At 61.0% G+C, this 18,471-nt stretch carries 14 protein-coding genes; 8 read left to right on the forward strand and 6 right to left on the reverse strand.

The window, feature by feature from the left end; genetic code table 11:
• Nucleotides 1–169: 169 nt before the first annotated feature.
• Nucleotides 170–1,321 (reverse strand): ROK family transcriptional regulator, encoded by a 1,152-nt coding sequence (locus FHX03_RS13185; RefSeq protein WP_183854023.1) that lies wholly within the window; start codon nt 1,319–1,321, stop codon nt 170–172.
• Between the two features lie 266 nt (nt 1,322–1,587).
• Here FHX03_RS13185 and FHX03_RS13190 point away from each other — a divergent pair, with 266 nt between their 5' ends.
• On the forward strand, nt 1,588–2,607 hold the full coding sequence (locus FHX03_RS13190; protein ID WP_097628083.1) for an AraC family transcriptional regulator: 1,020 nt from the start codon (nt 1,588–1,590) through the stop codon (nt 2,605–2,607).
• A 37-nt stretch (nt 2,608–2,644) separates the two neighbouring features.
• Here FHX03_RS13190 and FHX03_RS13195 read toward each other — a convergent pair whose 3' ends face one another.
• Nucleotides 2,645–3,682 carry a LacI family DNA-binding transcriptional regulator gene (locus FHX03_RS13195; protein WP_097628082.1) on the reverse strand — a complete coding sequence of 346 codons (1,038 nt, stop codon included), beginning with the start codon at nt 3,680–3,682 and terminating at the stop codon, nt 2,645–2,647.
• A gap of 178 nt (nt 3,683–3,860) precedes the next feature.
• A complete protein-coding gene (locus FHX03_RS13200) occupies nt 3,861–4,493 on the reverse strand; it encodes a TetR/AcrR family transcriptional regulator (RefSeq protein ID WP_097628081.1) in 633 nt (210 codons plus the stop codon).
• Nucleotides 4,494–4,603: 110 nt separating this feature from the next.
• Here FHX03_RS13200 and FHX03_RS13205 point away from each other — a divergent pair, with 110 nt between their 5' ends.
• The 5 genes from FHX03_RS13205 to FHX03_RS13225 all read left to right on the forward strand — a co-directional run bounded on the left by FHX03_RS13205 (nt 4,604) and on the right by FHX03_RS13225 (nt 12,649).
• Nucleotides 4,604–5,677, forward strand: coding sequence for an efflux RND transporter periplasmic adaptor subunit (locus FHX03_RS13205; protein WP_097628080.1), 1,074 nt, complete (start codon nt 4,604–4,606; stop codon nt 5,675–5,677).
• Complete coding sequence (locus FHX03_RS13210; RefSeq protein WP_097628079.1) at nt 5,674–6,762, forward strand: efflux RND transporter periplasmic adaptor subunit; 1,089 nt, start codon at nt 5,674–5,676, stop codon at nt 6,760–6,762. Before FHX03_RS13205 ends, FHX03_RS13210 begins: the two co-directional genes overlap by 4 nt.
• Entirely contained in the window at nt 6,759–9,830 is a 3,072-nt protein-coding gene (locus FHX03_RS13215) for an efflux RND transporter permease subunit (RefSeq protein WP_131710498.1), read from the forward strand. Before FHX03_RS13210 ends, FHX03_RS13215 begins: the two co-directional genes overlap by 4 nt.
• Nucleotides 9,831–9,899: 69 nt before the next feature.
• Nucleotides 9,900–11,051, forward strand: a complete 1,152-nt coding sequence (locus tag FHX03_RS13220) for an alpha/beta hydrolase (protein ID WP_131710499.1) — start codon at nt 9,900–9,902, stop codon at nt 11,049–11,051.
• Nucleotides 11,052–11,194: 143 nt separating this feature from the next.
• Nucleotides 11,195–12,649 (forward strand): NCS1 family nucleobase:cation symporter-1, encoded by a 1,455-nt coding sequence (locus FHX03_RS13225; RefSeq protein ID WP_131710500.1) that lies wholly within the window; start codon nt 11,195–11,197, stop codon nt 12,647–12,649.
• Between the two features lie 113 nt (nt 12,650–12,762).
• On the opposite strand, the gene FHX03_RS13230 is transcribed toward FHX03_RS13225, so the two are convergent.
• Entirely contained in the window at nt 12,763–14,646 is a 1,884-nt protein-coding gene (locus FHX03_RS13230; protein WP_183854025.1) for a methyl-accepting chemotaxis protein, read from the reverse strand.
• 200 nt (nt 14,647–14,846) lie between these two features.
• On the opposite strand from FHX03_RS13230, the gene FHX03_RS13235 reads away from it, so the two are divergent.
• Both FHX03_RS13235 and FHX03_RS13240 read left to right on the forward strand, forming a co-directional pair.
• Entirely contained in the window at nt 14,847–15,557 is a 711-nt protein-coding gene (locus FHX03_RS13235; RefSeq protein WP_097628074.1) for a DUF4272 domain-containing protein, read from the forward strand.
• Between the two features lie 186 nt (nt 15,558–15,743).
• Nucleotides 15,744–16,787, forward strand: coding sequence for a magnesium and cobalt transport protein CorA (locus FHX03_RS13240; protein ID WP_097628073.1), 1,044 nt, complete (start codon nt 15,744–15,746; stop codon nt 16,785–16,787).
• Here the strand turns inward: FHX03_RS13240 and FHX03_RS13245 are convergent, their stop codons facing one another.
• Complete coding sequence (locus FHX03_RS13245) at nt 16,788–17,561, reverse strand: phosphotransferase enzyme family protein (protein ID WP_097628144.1); 774 nt, start codon at nt 17,559–17,561, stop codon at nt 16,788–16,790.
• Nucleotides 17,562–17,585: 24 nt separating this feature from the next.
• Entirely contained in the window at nt 17,586–18,467 is an 882-nt protein-coding gene (locus FHX03_RS13250) for an MBL fold metallo-hydrolase (RefSeq protein WP_183854027.1), read from the reverse strand.
• Nucleotides 18,468–18,471 lie beyond the last annotated feature (4 nt).

An 18,471-nucleotide genomic window follows, 5' to 3' on the forward strand; every position in this document is an offset into this window, starting at 1 on the left:
CGTCGTCCGTTCTGAGCTGAGTGCTTCCAATCTCGTCGCGCCGGCTGATGCGCGCCAAACTTGATCCTGCGGTGCGATTCAGTCCTTCTTAGCGACGCCGTCACGCATTCTTGCGTGCCCCGGCACGAGGGGATGCAGAGTTGGAAGCACGGGCTTGACTGCCGGAGCCTCACAAAACTGTTTCGAAGAGTGGGATCAAGGCCGCGCCAATCGCGCCGGGAGCATCAATGATATCCGCAACTGCAAGCTGCGGAACGTCGCGCACTGCGCCGTGACGAGGCAGATTGTTGAATTCGGTCCGTTCGATCAGCATTCTCGCAAGGGAATGCGGAAGCTCGCCGCCAAGGACGATGAGCGCCGGATCGAAGATCGCGCAGATCGCATTGATGGCGCGATTGTGGGCCGGCATGACCCGGTCGACCCACTCCTCGACGCCGTCCCAACCCACCAGTTCTTCGTTCTTCAGGTCGTTCAGGGTCAGGCCCGGGCGCCCTTTGGCGCGAAGATGTTCGAGCAACTGGTTGAGTGCGGGACGGTCGTCATAGTCCTCACGCGCAAAGAGAACGGAGAATTCGCCGGCGTTGCCGAAACTGCCGCGAAACGGCATGCCTCCGGAAACCAGGCCGCCACCGTAGCCGTGAAGATGGGCAATATAAGCAAAATCCGCGGCATCTCGGCCAACGCCGAAGATCGCTTCCGCCAAGGCTGCGGTCCTGGCGACATTGTCCGCCCAGACCGGCAAGGCAAGCTGCTTCCCGAGCAAAGGTGCGAGATCGATCAGTGACCAATGAGCAAGCGGCAGAGGACAATTGAAGGCAGTCTCCAGCATACGGTGGCCGGCGACCGCAAGGCCGACGCCGAGAATGTCTCGGCGTTTGGCGCCCCGGCGGGCAAGAATGTCTTCGACTGCCGCTTCGATCCGTTCCAATTCCACCGACAGCAAGTCGCCTGCCTGCGGGATTTCCATATTCTCCAGAGGTTCGCCGAAACCCATGAGACAGAGGCCGATCGAGCCGACGTTGACGGCGATTCCGAGCGTCAGACACCAGTCTTTTCGAAGGGTCAGTTCCGGGCTGGGCGGGCCCGCCCGCCGGGCTTCGGCATGGGAAAAGACGATCATTCCTCGCTCATGAAGCCGCGCGACGATCCTGTGCAGGGATTGCTGGGTGAGGTCGAGCGGCTCGGTCAGGTCGGAGCGCTCGATCCCTGGGGATTTCCAGATCAACCGCAAGAGGTCCCGCTCGTTGCGGGACGCCACCCGGGCCGGTTGTGCATCGCGCAAAAAATGCGTGGCAACATGTTCTAGCGGATCATACTTCATTTGCAGATCGTTTTGATTTACACTGTGAGTGTGAAGCACATTGAAGGGGCGTGTTGCTTCTGTCAAATGAGGGGATTCGGTCCCTCGTTTGCCGAGCTTGCTTACCTCATCAAGATTGGCCAAGCCAGCCGAGATGAGCTTATTTCAGGGACTCAAAGAGCGGGTCCGTGCGTTTGGAGGAGAACCCATTCGCCACCACTCAAGCCTGAGCGGGATGGAACGTTCGGCCATGGGGAGGCGGGTGCTGAAAGAGAGGATCGAGCTGCATGAGGTACGAGAACACGGCGCGCGCTCCTGAGCGCGAGGATTATGAGTTCGCACCGACGCACCAAGGCCACGACTTCGAGTCGATGGTTAAAACATTGTCGACCGGTTATGGGGTTTTTGCCGCACAACCGCTGGGCAACGACCGAAACTTCCGTTGGGCGGCAGACTTGAGAAGAGGCGATGGGTTTACGGTCCTTCACTCCGTCTTTCAAAGTTCATGGACAGTTCGAACGCTCAATGAGACGCCCCAACACCTTGCTTTCTACCTCCCACAGACAGGGTCCTTTCGAGTGTCCATTGGGAAAAGGGCGGTTGAAAGTGGAGCGGGTTATGTTCTCATGGCCAATAACCATGAGGCCGGTGATCGTTTCGTCCAGGGTCCGCACACTTCGGATGTCCTCTTCCTCGACTGGAAAATCGTGAAACGTGCGCTCATTTCACTTGCGGAAACGCCGCTGTCCGAATCGCTCGACCTTGAGCCCATCCTGGATCTTTCGACACAATCGGGCCAGCTTATCGGCAACCTGGTGCAGACGATCGTGCAAGGCATGCGCAACGGCGGTCCGCTTCTGTCTTCTCCTCTCGCCATGGCAACGATGAGCGAAACGCTCGCTCATCTTGTCATCCGATTTGGCCACCACCGCCTGTCCGGCCATCTGGAAAAAAAGAAAGTGTCGCTGGTTGCGCCTTGGCATGTCCGGCGTGCCATCGACTATATGCATGCCAATATCGCCGAACCTCTCACCATGACGATGGTTGCGGACGATGTCGGCGTTTCACTTCGCGCCCTGCAGACGGGCTTCAAGGCCTTCAGGGGGACTTCGCCGGCTGGTTACCTGCGCACGATCCGGCTGCAAGCGGCCCGTGAGCAATTGCGGGATCCAACGAACCAGCAATCCGTCCGCGAAATCTGCACGATATGGGGCTTCGCGCATGCGGGCAGGTTCTCCATCATCTATCGTAGCACCTTCGGCGAAAGCCCGCGGGATACGCGCCTGCGGGCGGAGCGCTTGCGTTAATTTAGGCTTCAGCCTTTGACGCCTTCGGATGATTTTTTTAGCGCGGCGGGGCGATGCTGCCGCGCAGAACGAGGTGGCATCCGAGTTCCAGGCGATGGGCCGGCCGCTGCGGGTCGTTGGCGACCAGCCTCTGTTCGATGAGCGCCAAGGCGGCAGCGCCGAGCTTGTCGGTAGGTACGCTGACGGTTGAAAGCGGCGGACGGCTGAATTCGCCGGGGACGATATCGTCGAAGCCCAGCACGGAGATCGCTTCAGGCACGCCTATGCCGTGATCGGCCAATGCCTTCAGGCAGCCGAGCGCCAGATTGTCGGCGGCGCAGAAGACGGCGGTGGCACCTTTCATCGTGGGATCGCGGTCGAGCAGCGCGTTGATGGCAGCCTCGCCGTGACGAGGCTCATATCCTTCGGCCTCCACGATCATGTCTTCGGGCACGGGAAGCTGTGCAGCGAAATAGGCATCGGAAAAGCCGTCATATCTGCGCTGGATGGTCGTGCGGCCCTTCCAGGTCAGGTGCAGGATGCGGCGATGTCCGAGCGCCAGCAGATGCTCGATGCCAAGACGCGCCCCGAAGCGGTTTTCCGGTGTCACCGTATCGACCAGCATGGCCGGATCCTCGCCGTTGACGATAACAACCGGCATATCAGGGGAAGAGAGGCTGCGGATGAGTTCCGGCTGATCGTCGTTCAGCACCACGATGCCGTCGGCGCGCTCGGAGAGCGCGATCTGCCTGACCTCAGCGCCGTCGATGCGCCGTCCGGTGCTGACGAAAGGCACGATCCGGATGCCGCGACGCTCGCACTCCTTCCTGAGGCCGTTGAGGATGGTCCAGCTCACCAGGTTAAGGTCGCTCTCCGGCGCGGCATCGCCCGGAATGGCAAGAAGCAGGACGCGCAGCGCCGCGATCGTCGCCTTCTTCCTGCGGCGGTCGAGATATCCTAAGCGTTTGGCCGAATCCAGGACCCGTTCGCGCACTTCGACCGTCAGCGGCGCGGTTCCGTTCAGCGCATGCGAGGCCGTACTCAGCGATACATCAGCGTCGCGCGCGACATCCTTGAGATTGACTTTGCGTTCCACTTTTATTCCGTCGCGAATTGAGGTTGTGCCTTCGAAGACACAAGCTAACGCGATGTTTTCACATAAAGACTTCAGAAAAGCTACGTGCGCTTTCGCCTATTTTTCCGCTTTCGGCGATAACTGGCCGCAGCGCTGCCGCAAACGGGCGATGATTGCGGGCGCCGAGAGCCATTGGTGATCACAGGGGATTGGCGAGCAGGCCGTTGAACAGCAGGTCGAAATAGGTCCGCAGGAAGGCCTCCTTGTTGGGAGTGGGCACGCGGCGGTCGTCGAATATCAGCCGCAGAACCGTCGTCGTCAGGATAGGCGCGACTACGATGTCGGAAAATTCCACCGGAATTGGACGAAACTCACCCGCCGCCACACCCTCCAGGATGAGGGCGTCGATCTTGGCAATGATCGGCGCGATGAACTGATCGTGGTGGCGATCGATCAGGTCGGGGAAACGCTGTCCCTCCGAAATGACCAGCCGCGTCAATTCGCGCGTCGTGCGGTCCTCGGGGATTTGGTCGTAAAAGAGGCCGAGAATGGACGTCAACCTGTCGGTAGCGCTGCCACTCAGCCGATCGGCGATCGCGAGCAGCTCCTGAAACGGCACGGAGAAGTGAATGATCATGGCTTCGAATAGCTTTTCCTTCGTCTCGAAGTAGACGTAGATCGTGCCCTTGGTGACGCCGACTCTGTCGGCGATGTCTTCGACCCGTGTGCCGGAAAAGCCGCATTTGACGAATTCCTCAAAGGCGGCATGCAGGATCTGGACGGGCCGTAGCGCCTTCTGTTCCGCCCTTGTGAGCTTCTTCTGAGCTGCCATTTCCCACCTCCCCGCTGTTGCGCGCGCACTCGTCCCTGCGGCGCAAAGTTTCATTGACTAATGCGTCAGTCAATTATATAGCAGCTGCCGTGGAGAGCAAGAGGTCAACTATGAGAACCATTCGGATCGCTATCGCGATCGTATGCGCCATCGGTCTCGGATCATGCAGCGATTCGAGCGGGCCGACAGAGCCGATCCCGCGGCAGGTCGGCGTCGTCGTGGCCAAGTCTGAGCCACTGGCCGAGGGCGGCGCGCTGACCGGAGAAGTTCGGGCCCGTATCCAGACCGATCTGTCCTTCCGCGTCAGCGGCAAGATCGTCGAGCGGTTGGTGGAGGTCGGGCAGAGCGTGAAGGCGGGCCAACTGCTTGCGCGCATCGATCCGGAAGAGCAGAAGGCCGACCTGGATGTGGCCGCCGCCAATCTTCAGTCCGCTGAGGCGCAGCAGACCCAAGCGCAGCTTGCCTATGATCGCCAGCAGAGTCTGTTTCGAACGCAGGTGACGACGCGTGCCGCGCTCGATCAGGCGCAAGAGGCGCTTCTGACCGCGCAGGCATCGGCGAAGTCGGCGCAGGCACTGTTGGAAACGGCTCAGGACACTCTGTCCTACACGGAGTTGAAGGCGGATGCCGACGGTGTGATCACCGCGCGCAATGCCGAAGTAGGGCAGGTGGCGCAGGCAGCCCAGGTTGTCTTTACCCTTGCTCATGACGGCGACCGTGACGCCGTGTTCGAAGTGGTCGAAAGCGCATTCCTGCGTCCGGTGGACGGCGATGGAACCGTGACCCTTCTGTCGGCCCCTTCGCAGAAGATCACGGCTAGGGTTCGCGAAATTTCTCCGACGATCGATTCCTCCACCGGCACGATCAGGGTCAAGGTCGCGATAACGAGCGATGCTCCCATTCCGCTCGGCGCTCCCGTCGTCGGGCGATTCACTTACGTCCCGCAGGACGTCATCCAATTGCCCTGGTCGGCCATGACCTCCAAGGATGGCAAACCGGCCGTCTGGATCGTCGATCCCGCGTCGTCGGCAGTTTCGGTCAGGGCGGTCGACGTTGCCGGTTACGAGACCGGCAGCTTCATCGTGAAATCGGGCGTCTCGACAGGAGAGACCGTGGTGACCGACGGGACCAAATTCCTCAGACCCGGTGAAATCGTGTCTTATCTCAAGGAAGCTTCCAAGTGAGTATTCGTCTCAAGATAGTCGCACTGATGGTGGGCACGGCCCTGGTTTCCTCTTGCGCGCCGAAGGAAGACGAGAGCGGAAAGGAGGCGCCTCGTCCGGTGCTGTCGATGACCGTCAAGCAGACGTCCGCTTCGAGGCTCAGCCTGACGGGCACGATCGAGCCGACGATCGAGACCGAACTCGGTTTCCGGATTCTCGGGCGAATGATCGCCCGCAATGTCAATGTCGGGGATGTCGTCAAGAAGGGTGACGTGGTTGCCGCCATCGATCCGCTGGGGCTGGAGCTTGCGGTGCGCAGCGCCCAATCCGACGTGGAAAACAGCGACGCTCAGCTCAGAAACGCCGTGACCACCGAGCAGCGCCAGCGCGCGTTGCTGGAGTCGCGCTCCGGCACCGAGGCCGCGCTCGAAGAGGCCGAGCAGGCAAGACGCACGGCCGCAGCTGCCGTCGCCAAGGCGCAGGCCAATCTCGACAAAGCCAAGGAGCAGCTCGGTTATGCCCAGCTTCGGGCGGAATTCGACGGGGTGGTGACGGCGACCTCGGCCGAGGTCGGTCAGGTCGTCTCCGCCGGCCAGACCGTCGTGACAATCGCGCGGCCGGACAAGCGCGACGCCGTTGTCGACGTGCCGCAGGGCGCCGCCCAGAGGTTGAACATCGGTGCGCCGTTCGAGGTGACGCTGCAGCTCGATCCGACGATCCGCACATCCGGCGTCGTGCGCGAGATTGCGCCGGAGGCGGAGACGGCTACGCGGACGAGCCGGACCAAGATCGCGCTCAGCGATCCGCCTGAGGCTTTCAGGCTTGGCTCCGTCATCACAGCCTTAGCCACCATCGCCGCCGATCCGGAGATCGTGCTGCCGTCTTCGGCAATCCTTGCCGCCACCGACGGCCCGAGCGTCTGGATCGTCGATGTGCCGGGCAAGAAAGTCTCGCGCCGCCGCGTGAAGATCGACGGAGACGTAGTCGATGGCGGCACTGTCCGCGTCACCGAAGGGCTTGCCCCCGGAGAACGGGTGGTCGTGGCCGGCGTGCATAAACTTGAGGATGGCCAGGCCATCAGGATCGACCAGGAGATCAGCCAGTGAAGTCCTTCAATCTCTCCGACTGGGCGCTCGAACACCGGTCGCTCGTCTGGTACTTCATGATCGTCTTCATTCTCGCCGGCGCCTTCTCCTATCTGAATCTCGGCCGCGAGGAAGACCCGAACTTCACGATCAAAACGATGGTGATCACCGCGCAGTGGCCGGGCGCCTCCGCCGATGAGGTGACGCGGCAGGTGACCGACCGGATCGAGAAGAAGCTCCAGGAACTGGAATCGCTCGACTACACGAAGAGCGAGACCGTCGCCGGCCAGACGACAGTCTTCGTCGAACTGCTGCCGACCACCAAGGCAAGGGATGTCGCGCCGACCTGGCTGCGCATCCGCAACATGATCGCCGACATCAAGGGCGATTTCCCGACCGGCGTCGTCGGTCCCTTCTTCAACGATCGCTTTGGCGACGTGTTCGGAAACATCTACGCCTTCACCAGTGACGGCCTGACCCAGCGCCAGCTTCGCGATCTTGTGGAAGATGCCCGCTCCGAGGTTCTGACCGTGCCTAATGTCGGCAAGGTCGATGTGGTCGGCGCGCAGGACGAGGCGATCTATCTCGAATTCTCCACCCGCCAGATCGCAGCCCTCGGCATCGACCAGCAGTCTGTCATCCAGACCCTGCAGGCGCAGAATGCCGTGACGCAATCCGGCTTCGTCGATGCCGGGCCGGAGCGTATTGCCTTGCGGGTGAGCGGACAGTTTACCTCCGAGGAAAGCCTGCGGTCGATCAACCTTCGCATCAACGACCGCTTCTTCCCGCTGACCGATGTCGCTACGATCAAGCGCGGCTATGTGGACCCGCCCTCATCGCTGTTCCGGTTCGACGGCCAGCCGGCGATCGGACTTGCCATCGGCATGAAACAGGGCGCCAACCTGCTGCAGTTCGGCGAGGGGCTCGATGCGCAGATGAAACGTGTCGTCGGCGATCTTCCGATCGGTGTGGACGTCCACCGTGTTTCCGACCAGCCGCATGTCGTCGATGAGGCGGTTTCCGGCTTTACCCGGGCGCTCTTCGAAGCGATCGTCATCGTGCTCGTCATCAGCTTTATCAGCCTCGGCCTTCGCGCTGGTATGGTGGTGGCGATCTCCATACCGCTCGTGCTGGCGATCACCTTCGTGGTGATGGAATATTCCGGCATCTCGCTGCAGCGCATCTCGCTCGGCGCACTCATTATCGCGCTCGGGCTGCTCGTCGATGACGCCATGATCGCTGTCGAAATGATGGTGGCCCGCCTGGAGGCGGGCGACGATCTGAGGAAAGCTGCAACCTACGTCTATACGTCGACCGCCTTTCCGATGCTGACGGGAACGCTCGTCACCGTCGCCGGCTTCATTCCCGTCGGTCTCAACAACAGCGCCGCCGGCGAATTCACCTTTACGCTTTTCGTGGTCATCGCGGTTTCGCTGGTCGTTTCCTGGATTGTGGCGGTGCTGTTCACGCCGCTTCTCGGCGTCACCATCCTGCCGAAGACCATGAAGTCGCATCATGAGAAGAAGGGCCGCTTTGCCGCCGTCTTCTCCTGGCTTCTGGGGTTGGCGATGCGCTGGCGCTGGATCACCATCATACTGACTGTCGGCGTCTTCGGCCTCTCGATCGGCGGCATGGGGCTGGTGCAGCAGCAGTTCTTCCCCAATTCTGACAGGCCCGAGCTGATCATCGACTGGAACCTGCCGCATAACAGTTCGATCGCCGAGACCAACAGGCAGATGGCCATGTTCGAAAAAGAGATGCTGGGCGGCAACAAGGATATAGATCACTGGACAACCTATGTCGGCCAGGGCGCCCCGCGCTTTATCCTTTCCTTCGACGTGCAGACGCCCGACGTGTCGTTCGGACAGACGGTGATCGTCACCAAAGGCCTCGACGTGCGCGACAAGGTGCGGGCGGAACTGCAGGACTATCTGACGAAAACCTTCCCGGGCACCGACGCCTTCGTCAAGCTTCTCGACATCGGTCCGCCGGTGGGCAAGCCGGTCCAGTACCGCATCAGCGGCCCCGATATCCAGACAGTCCGGGAAGTCTCCCAGCAATTTGCCGGCGTCGTCGGGCAACATCCGCTGCTGTCGAACATGGTGCTTGATTGGAACGAACCCTCGCGTGTGGTCAAGGTCGATGTGCTGCAGGACAAGGCGCGCCAGCTCGGCGTCTCCTCGGAGGATATCGCCACCGCTCTCAACGGCATCGTTGAAGGCTCTACCGCCACACAGATCCGCGATGACATCTATCTGGTCAACGTCGTCGGGCGCGCCCGGGCTTCCGAACGCGATTCCATCCAGACGCTTGAGAATCTGCAGCTCTCGACCTCCAACGGCAAGGTCGTGCCGCTCTCGGCGGTTGCGAATTTCCGCTACGAGCTCGAGCAGCCGACGATTTGGCGTCGTGACCGGCAGCCGACGATCACCCTCAAGGCGGCCGTCATTGGTTCGACGCAGCCGGCCACGATCGTCGACCAGCTCAAGCCGAAGGTCGAGGAATTCCAGAAGAGCCTGCCTGTGGGATACAAAGTGGAAGTGGGCGGTGCGGTCGAATCCAGCGCCGAAGCGCAAGGGCCGATTGCGGCGGTGGCTCCGCTGATGCTGTTCATCATGGCGACGATCCTGATGATCCAGCTGCAGAGTTTCAGCCGCCTCTTCCTGGTCTTCGCGGTCGCCCCGACGGCGCTGATCGGCGTGGTGGCGGCGCTGCTGCTCAGCAATGCGCCGATGGGCTTCGTCGCAATCCTCGGCATACTGGCGCTGATCGGCATCCTGATCCGCAACTCGGTCATCCTGGTCGTGCAGATCGAACATCTGCGCGCCGAGGGTGTTGCGGCCTGGCAGGCGGTCATCGAGGCGACCGAGCACCGCATGCGGCCGATCATGCTAACCGCTGCGGCTGCCACCCTCGCGCTGATCCCGATCTCGCGCGAAATATTCTGGGGACCGATGGCTTACGCCATGATGGGCGGCATCGTTGTGGGAACCGCGCTCACCCTGCTGTTCCTGCCGGCGCTCTACGTCGCATGGTTCAGGATCCCGAGAGACGAAGCCGTCAAGGCCGATGTCCCGGCAGAGGCATGAACGAGTCCGTCAGCCATCGCAGCGGCCGAAGCGGCCGCTGCGCGCCTTGACCTGCGAAGGGATCGCTCGGTGGAGCAACGACGTTTGAACGGGCTTGCGAAGATAGCTCCTGCCGTGCTGGTCGCGCTCGGTCTGGTGGCGCTGACGGGCTGCGTCTCGAGGCCGACGCCTGATGTCTTGAAGCCGGTGCATCTGCAGGCTCGGGCCGATGAGGCCGTTTCGAACCGGGTTAGCGTGCTGGCTGCGACGAACAGGACCCCCGATACCATGCGGGGCGGGTTTGGGAGCGCATGGGCCGACAACCTCACCTATGAGCAATATGCATTTTCGGTCCCTCCGGACAGGAAGGGTACCACGATCGCATACCCGACCTCGACACTGGATCCCGAACGGCAATTTGCCGTCATCGGCCGCAAGCAGCTTGCAAAGGACGCCTTCGTTGAGGAGGCGCTCCGGTCGGTGCAGCCGGACGGCACCATCGGCATCTTCGTGCATGGTTACAACTACAGTTACCAGGAGGCGCTCTATCGTACGGCGCAGATCGCCGCGGATGCGAAAATGCCGGGGGCTCCGATCCTGTTTTCCTGGCCTTCGGCTGCAGCCGTCGCCGGATATGTCGCAGACCGGGATGCGGCGCTCGCCTCGCGTAGCGCGCTCGATTCCCTCGTCACCTCGCTTTCGGCCTCCGGCAAGGTGAAACGCATCGTCCTGTTCGGACATAGCATGGGTGGGTTCCTGGTCATGGAGACGGTCCGCCAGCTCAAGCTGCAGCATCGCGACGATGTCGTCGACAAACTGGCGGTAATCCTCGCTGCCCCCGACATCGACGTCGATGTCTTCCGCTCCCAACTGGCGGATATCGGGCGAATGCCGATCCCCATATCCCTGCTCGTTTCCAAGGACGACCGGGCGCTCGTGGCCTCGAGCTTCATCGCAGGAGAGCGGCCGCGCGTCGGGCGTCTCGATATCAACGATCCCGTTATCGAGGAGGCCGCCGTGAAAGAAAGGCTCCGGGTCATCGACATCACCTCGATCCAGGCGTCCGACGGACTGGGGCATGATCGTTATGCATCACTCGCCAAGTTCGGTGCGCAGCTTGCCTCCTTCGAAAGCGGCAAGCGTACATCCGCCGGCGACGTCGGCGCCTATGTCTTCGACGCGGCCGGCGCTGCAGTCGCAAGCCCGTTTCGTCTGGCCGGACGCGTTGTCGGCGCACACTAATCCGCGCGAGGCGCCCAGCGGGATCTGTACAGCGCGGGCACCGACATTGTGTACAATATGACTATTAAATTGTCAGATGCCTAAATGAGGCGCAAACTTCCGTCCGGGGTCGAGTCGGCCTCAGGGGATATGGGAGGGCATTCATGAGCATTCGAAATCCGTCTCCCTCGTTATACAACGAGGATCTTGCACCCGCCGAGGAGCGCAAATGGGGTGCGTTCAGTATCTTTAACGTCTGGACATCTGATGTTCACAGCCTGTGGGGCTACTATCTGGCGGCGAGCCTGTTCCTGCTATGCGGCAGCTTCGTGAATTTCGTCATCGCCATCGGCATCGGCTCGCTGGTCATCTTTGTGCTGATGAGCCTGGTCGGCAATGCCGGCGTGCGCACCGGCGTACCCTTTCCGGTTCTGGCGCGTGCTTCCTTCGGCACGTTCGGCGCCAACGTTCCGGCCCTGGTTCGGGCGGTGGTCGCCTGCTTCTGGTACGGCGCGCAGACCGCCGCCGCATCCGGCGCGATCGTCGCTCTTCTGATCCGCAACGAGAGCCTGCTCGCCTTCCATCAGAACAGCCATATGCTCGGCCACTCGACCCTCGAACTTATCTGCTACATCGTCGTCTGGGCGCTGCAACTGCTCATCATCCAGCGGGGCATGGAGACGGTTCGCAAGTTTCAGGATTGGGCAGGTCCGGCCGTCTGGATCATGATGCTGATCCTGGCCGTCTATCTGGTCGTCAAGTCGGGCACCTTCTCCTTCGGTTCGGAGATCCCGCGCGACGTGCTGATCGAGAAGACCAAGGATGCCGGCGTGCCGGGCGAGCCCGGCTCGTTTGCAGCACTTGCCGCGGTGGCCGCCACCTGGATCACCTATTTCGCAGCACTCTATCTGAATTTCTGCGATTTCTCGCGTTACGCAACCAGCGAAAAGGCGCTGCGCAAGGGCAATCTCTGGGGTCTGCCGATCAACCTTCTGGCCTTCTGCCTTGTCGCAGGCGTCACCACCACGGCGGCCTTCACCGTCTATGGTGAGGTTCTGCTGCATCCGGAAATGATATCGGCGAAATTCGAAAGCTGGTTCCTGGCGCTGCTTGCGGCCCTGACATTCGCGATCGCCACGCTCGGCATCAACGTCGTGGCGAACTTCGTCTCGCCGGCCTTCGACTTCGCCAACGTCTTCCCGCGCCAGATCAACTTCAAACGCGGCGGATACATTGCCGCATTGATCGCTCTCGTGCTTTATCCGTTTGCTCCCTGGGAGACGGGTGCGGCGCATTTCGTCAACTTCATCGGGTCGACGATGGGGCCGATCTTCGGCATCATGATGGTGGACTACTATCTCATCCGGAAAAGCCAGCTGAACGTCGAGGCGCTCTATCATGAGAATGGCGAGTTCCGCTTCCAGAACGGCTGGCACGGCAATGCCTTCATCGCATTCGCGGTCGGCGCGCTGTTCTCCTCGATTCTGCCGACCTTCACCAGCATCCTGCCGGATTGGTGGGGCACCTATGGCTGGTTCTTCGGCGTCGGAATCGGCGGGGCGATCTATTTCGTGCTGAGAATGGGCGCCCGGCGCAATCCGGCCTTCGCCGCACGATAAAAAGAGAGGCGCCCGGCATTGCGGGGCGCCTTCATCTCTGGTCTGTGCAAGCGGTTAGGGCGAGGGCGAGGGCCGTTGCCGCAGAACCGCTGCACACTTTTGCGCGACCTGCTTTAGCGGCGAGCGGCAACCGCATGGATCACGGCGCGGGCTGTCGGCTGCGCCATCGTTCTTGCCGTCGAGCGAAGGGCTGACGATTGGTTGGACGTCGTATCGTCGAGCCTGAATTGGGCGATAAGCTCGCGAAGTGTCTGGGCTTGCTGCGCGAGTGAATCTGCTGCTGCCGTCGACTCCTGCACCATGGTCGCGTTCTGCTGCGTGGTCTGGTCCATCCTGTTGACCGCAACGTTGACTTCGCTGAGGCCGATCGACTGCTCTTTCGCAGAAGTGGCGATCGAGTCCATATGGTGATTGATCTGGGTGATGAAGCCGCCGATGGTCTTCAGGGCCTGGCCGGTGTCGCGGACGAGCTTGACGCCGCTTTCAACTTCCTTCGAAGAGTTCTGGATCAGCCCCTTGATTTCCTTGGCTGCACTTGCCGAGCGCTGGGCGAGTTCGCGCACTTCCTGGGCGACGACCGCGAAGCCTTTGCCGGCCTCGCCGGCACGGGCGGCTTCCACGCCGGCATTGAGCGCGAGAAGATTGGTCTGGAACGCGATTTCGTCGATGACGCTGATGATGTTGGAGATCTGCTGCGACGAGGTCTCGATGCGTTCCATTGCCTCTTCGGCGTGGGAAACGACTTCCGCCGAGATACCGGCGCTGCGGTTTGCCTCGGTGGCCACCGTGCGCGTCTCCTCGGTCCGCTTGCTGGAGTTCGCAACGTTTGCGGTGATCTCTTCCAGTGCGGCTGCCGTTTCTTCAAGCGAGGCCGCCTGCTGCTCCGTGCGCTTCGACAGATCGCTTGCACCGGAGGAGATTTCGCGCGTGCCTTCATCGATCGTGCCGATGCTGTCGGAAATAGCCCGGAGCGTCCCGCCAAGCTGGGTCACGGACTGGTTGAAGTCGTGGCGCAGTGCCTCGAAATCGGGCGCGAAGGCCTCGTCGAGTTGGAAGGCAAGGTCTCCTGCGGCCAGCCGCTTCAAACCGGCGGCGAGACCCGAGGTGGCGATGCGCAACCGCTCCGATGCGTCGGCTTCCGCCAGCCTCTGGGTGTCAACGCGGTCAGCCTCCGCTCGGACGCGGTTTTCCTCGGCCTCTGTCGCCATCCGCTTGTTCGCGATGGCGGCCTGGCGGAAGATCTCCACCGCCCCTGCCATGGATCCGATTTCGTCGGCGCGGTCGGCAAATGGGATCTGTGAACCTGTGTCCCCCTCTGCCAGACGCCGCATCGAGGTGGTGATGCCGGTAATCGGGTTGGCGATTGCCTTCAGCACGAAAGCGACAGCACCGAGAACGAGCAACCCGGCGACAGCGATCGTTGCAAGCAGGTAGAATTCTATGGAGGCGAAGGTCTCCGTGCTGAGGTCGGCGGCCTTCTTGCTGCCGATGACGTTCAATTCGACCAGGGCCGCCGTGGCTTCCTTGAGCTTGTCGGAATAAGAGCGCATTCCCCCGCCGAGATATTGCCCGGCTTCCTCGGTCTTGTTGGCACGGGAAAGGACGAGGAGTTGCGAGCTGCTGGAGATGTAACCTTCAACGCTTTCCTTGATCGTCTTGATCAGGTCGCGCTCGCGATCGGACGACGCCAGCGGAAGATAGGCGTCGACCGATTTGCGTATCGCATCCTCGGCAACTTTGATTGCCTCTTCGCGTGTTTTCTTTTCCGCCTCCGACTGCGCGATGATGTGATCGCGGTAAGTGAGGCGCAAATTCGTCATGGCGAGATTGATTGCCTGCGACGCCTGCACGCTTGGCAGCCAGTCGGTGGCAATTTCCTCGGTCGAGCCGTTCGTTTTGCGAAGACCGTCGACCGCGAGATAGGCTACAAGACCGAAAAGAAGAGCTACACCGCTGAAAATCAACAGCAAACTCGTTTTAATGTTTGGACGACGCATAGAAAGTCCTCGATCGAACGGTCCGGCCTCATACCGGCTTGGCTAGGGACATTTGTACCGAGAAAAATTTAACGATTTGCTCAATATGTAAAATGCCGTTTACCAACCCTTCCGGAAACCGACGTCGCTTTTGCGCAAAACATATCCCGATCGCGCTGGAAATGTTTATCGATGCGTCAAAGAGATGAGAGGAGCCATACATGATGAAGCGCCTGTTTTCTGCCCTTCTTGCATTGATCCTTCCGGTTCAGGCAGCCGTCTCGCAACCCGCCGATGAGGCAGGGGCGCGCAAAGCCCGGTCTATCGCCCAGCTTCAATCGGAAGGGGTGCCGACGATCGATCATCTGCCGACCGTCGAGCCCGAGAGCGAGAGTACCCGCCGAAATACCAAGGCGGTCGTGCAACGCACGATCGCGCTTGCGATCGTTGCCGTGAAAGGCGAGACCGGCGACCATGCCATGGGTCAGGCTCTCATCCGGCAGTTCGATGCAGTGAGTTTTTTCACCCCGAAAGAAAAGGCCTTCATGGACGATCCTGATCCCTCCGATCAGGATCGCGCAAACTTCGCGTGGCGTTACGAAGGCGTGCACGTCATGTTGTGGGCACTCGGGATTTCGCCGCAGCTCGAACGTCCCGACCATATCTGCGACGTCCCGTTCATTGCGAAAACGCTTCGCGAATTGGGAACGGACGGGTTGATGCGTCGCGCCAAACTGCGCCCGCAAAAAGAACTGCTCGACGCCGCCGACCTGATCTACCGCTATGATTGGGCGGCCGTGAACGCAAGACTGAAGGGTGAAGAGCCGCCGACCGGATTGGACAAGGGCGTGGTCTACGAATGGCATTACGCCCTCAACTGGCTGATCGGCTACATGGATCAGGACTGGGATGACATTTCCACGGACACGTGATGTGGGTTGCGCGTTCTGCAATGAGTCGCTGGCGCAGAGCTGACAAAAGCCAATGCGCAATCAGCGTTTCTTGGTTCCGCACTGAGACGGATGCATGTTTTACGAAATAGCATTATGATCGACGCGACGCCTGGCCGGCGTTGGTGCGGATGCGTGATCCGTGCGGGAGCGGGAGGACGGCAGGATTTGGAACGGCTGAAGGATCTGGACGAAATTTCCGCGCAGGCGGGCGGCGGTTCGGCATCGTTGCCCTATGAACGGCCCGGCGTCGTGGCTGCCGCCGTGTATCAGCATGGGCAGCGCATTCGCGACATCAGGATAGAAGAAGCCGGCGAATGGCGCAGTCGGGAGAACGCCATCGTCTGGATCGGTCTGCACGAGCCGGACGAAGTGCTGCTGCATCAGGTCCAGGCCGAATTCAATCTCCATGCACTGGCGATCGAGGACGCGGCACAGCCCCACCAGCGACCGAAGCTGGAGATTTATGGGGACGCAATGTTCATCGTTGCCCGGACCGCCCATATGAAGGATGACGAAATCATCTTCGGCGAAACGCATTTGTTCGTCGGCCGCGGTTATGTCGTCTCCGTTCGCCACGGTGACTCGTCCTCTTATCTGTCGGTGCGGCAACGGTGCGAAGCAACGCCCGCGGCGCTCGCCCATGGTGAAAATTACATCCTCTATTCCATCCTCGATTTCATCGTCGACAACTATATGCCGGTCATCGAAGTCGTGCAGGAGGAGGTCGAGAAGCTCGAGGATCTGGTGCTGCGCGAACAGCTGGGGAAGTCCGATATCGAGCGGCTTTATCTGCTGCGGCGGAAGCTCTTGCGGCTGCGCAATGCCGTTGTGCCGCTCGTCGACGTCTGCCGGCGATATGAGCACATCGATCTTCCCGGCATGGATCCGACGCTTCAGTCGCTGTTTCGCGATGTGACCGATCACGTGCGCCGGGTTCAGGAAGATATCGACGCTTTGCGCGAGGTGCTGGCCTTCGCCTTCGAGGCTAGCGTGATGATCGGCCAGACCGAGCAGACGGCGATTGCCCGCAAGCTCGCCGCCTGGGCGGCAATTCTCGCCGTTCCCACGGCGATCGCAGGCATTTACGGCATGAACTTCAGCGATATGCCGGAACTGAAAACCCAGTATGGCTACTTCGTCGTGCTCGGCGTCATCGGCGTCCTGTGTCTCGGCCTCTTTGGCTTCTTCCGTCGGAGGAAGTGGCTCTAGCTATAGGAGCGCGTTCAGCAGTCGGTCTCGATGTTGCTGCACATAGTCGATATCGCTTAGATACAGCTGAGCGTCCCCTGCGGCTACGTGCTCCGCGAAGGTCTCGTCTCCGGCCGAAGCCCTTGCCTGCATGAAATTGGCAAGCGCCTGGAGCCGCCCGCAGACCATCTCCGGGAGCTGTTGCCGTTCTTTTGCCGTTGCCCCGTAGGCCGTGCAGAAGATTTCCGCCCGCCGCAGCTGTTCATCGAGACCTGACAGCACGCCGGGATGGGAGGGATCGGACAAAGGCGCCCAGCGATAGACCGCGTAGGCCAGATCCCAGAGTCGCGGTGCGGGATGCGCGGTATCGAAATCGATGATCCCGACAGCCTCATGCTCTGTCGTGGCGACGTTGTAAGGCGCGTAATCTCCGTGGCAGACGATTTCCCGCGGTTCCTGTGGCGGCAGCATCCACGTCTGGATTTCACCATCCTGCTCCAGAAACCCTTGTGATGCCGCGTGAAAATCGCGCAGAAGCCTGGCCGCCGAAACCAGCATGCGCTCCGATCCGACAAACGTGTCGCCCAGGTCTTCGCAGACGCGCCCGGCGACGAAGCTGACGATCTCCTGGTTTTTCCCTGTGATGTCGATCGGCTCCGGCGCCGCCAGAAAACCTCTGTCCCTGACATGGCGCAAAAACCGGTGCACCGTGGGCGTCCACGCGCCTGATGGTCTAACGACGGTATCGCCGTCGCGCCAGATCTGCCCGGTTCGTCCGCCTTCCAATGGCTTTATGTCATTCTCCCCCTGCAGATCCATCTACGCGGATTTCCGTTTTTCCATGTGGGCCTGAAGGGTGGCGCCAAGGTTTGTCTCGTGGCAGTTCCGGTAGAACGTCACCGTTTCCGCAGGCATGCCGTCGGGGATGGCGATGAAATCTTCAAGCCGGAAACCGCTTGAGCGGCTGAGCTGAACGTCCGCCAGCTGGTTCTCGCTCAACCCGTCGACACGTTCGGCCAGGGCTTCGAAATAGGCAAGATTTGCCTTCACCGTCGAAGGCGAAGATGTCTGGCCATGCGCGGGGATGACCAGCCTCGGTTCGAGATCACGGATCCGCTCCAGCGATGAACGGATCAGGCGAAGGTCTTCGGCACTTTTACTCCAGACTTCGGGGATAGGATATTCCACCGCATCGACGGCCAGGCAGATGCGAAGCTCGGGAATCCAGACGGCGATATGGTCGGGCGTGTGCCCGGGCGTATGGATGAGTTCGAGCGTCAGATCGCCGCCGTTGAGAAGCATCGAGCCGGAGAAGGTTATATCGGGACCGATGAGCTCGACATTGCGAAACCGCGGTTCCTGGCCAGCCTTGTCTTTCAGAACCTGTTGCTCGGAGGGATCACGCAAGCGGTCGAGTGCTGCGGCATGCGCGATAATCGGAGCGCGGCCGGCAATGGCGGCATTTCCCCAGAAGTGATCCCAATCCATATGCGAATTGATGACAATCAAGGGGCGAGCCGCCGTCTTTTCTTCTAGCAGATCCAGCGCCATCCGGCATAGCTCGGGCGTTCCAAGCGTATCGATCAGGACGCTGAACCTCTCGGTCCGGACAAACACGCCATCGACTTCATCTCCCGCCCGAACGATCACGATCCGGTCGTCAAGTTCGGGATATGAGCACAATTCTACCGGTGCATTCACGTCT

Origin of the sequence: Rhizobium sp. BK456 (assembly GCF_014194045.1) — a bacterium.
Classification (GTDB): domain Bacteria; phylum Pseudomonadota; class Alphaproteobacteria; order Rhizobiales; family Rhizobiaceae; genus Rhizobium; species Rhizobium redzepovicii.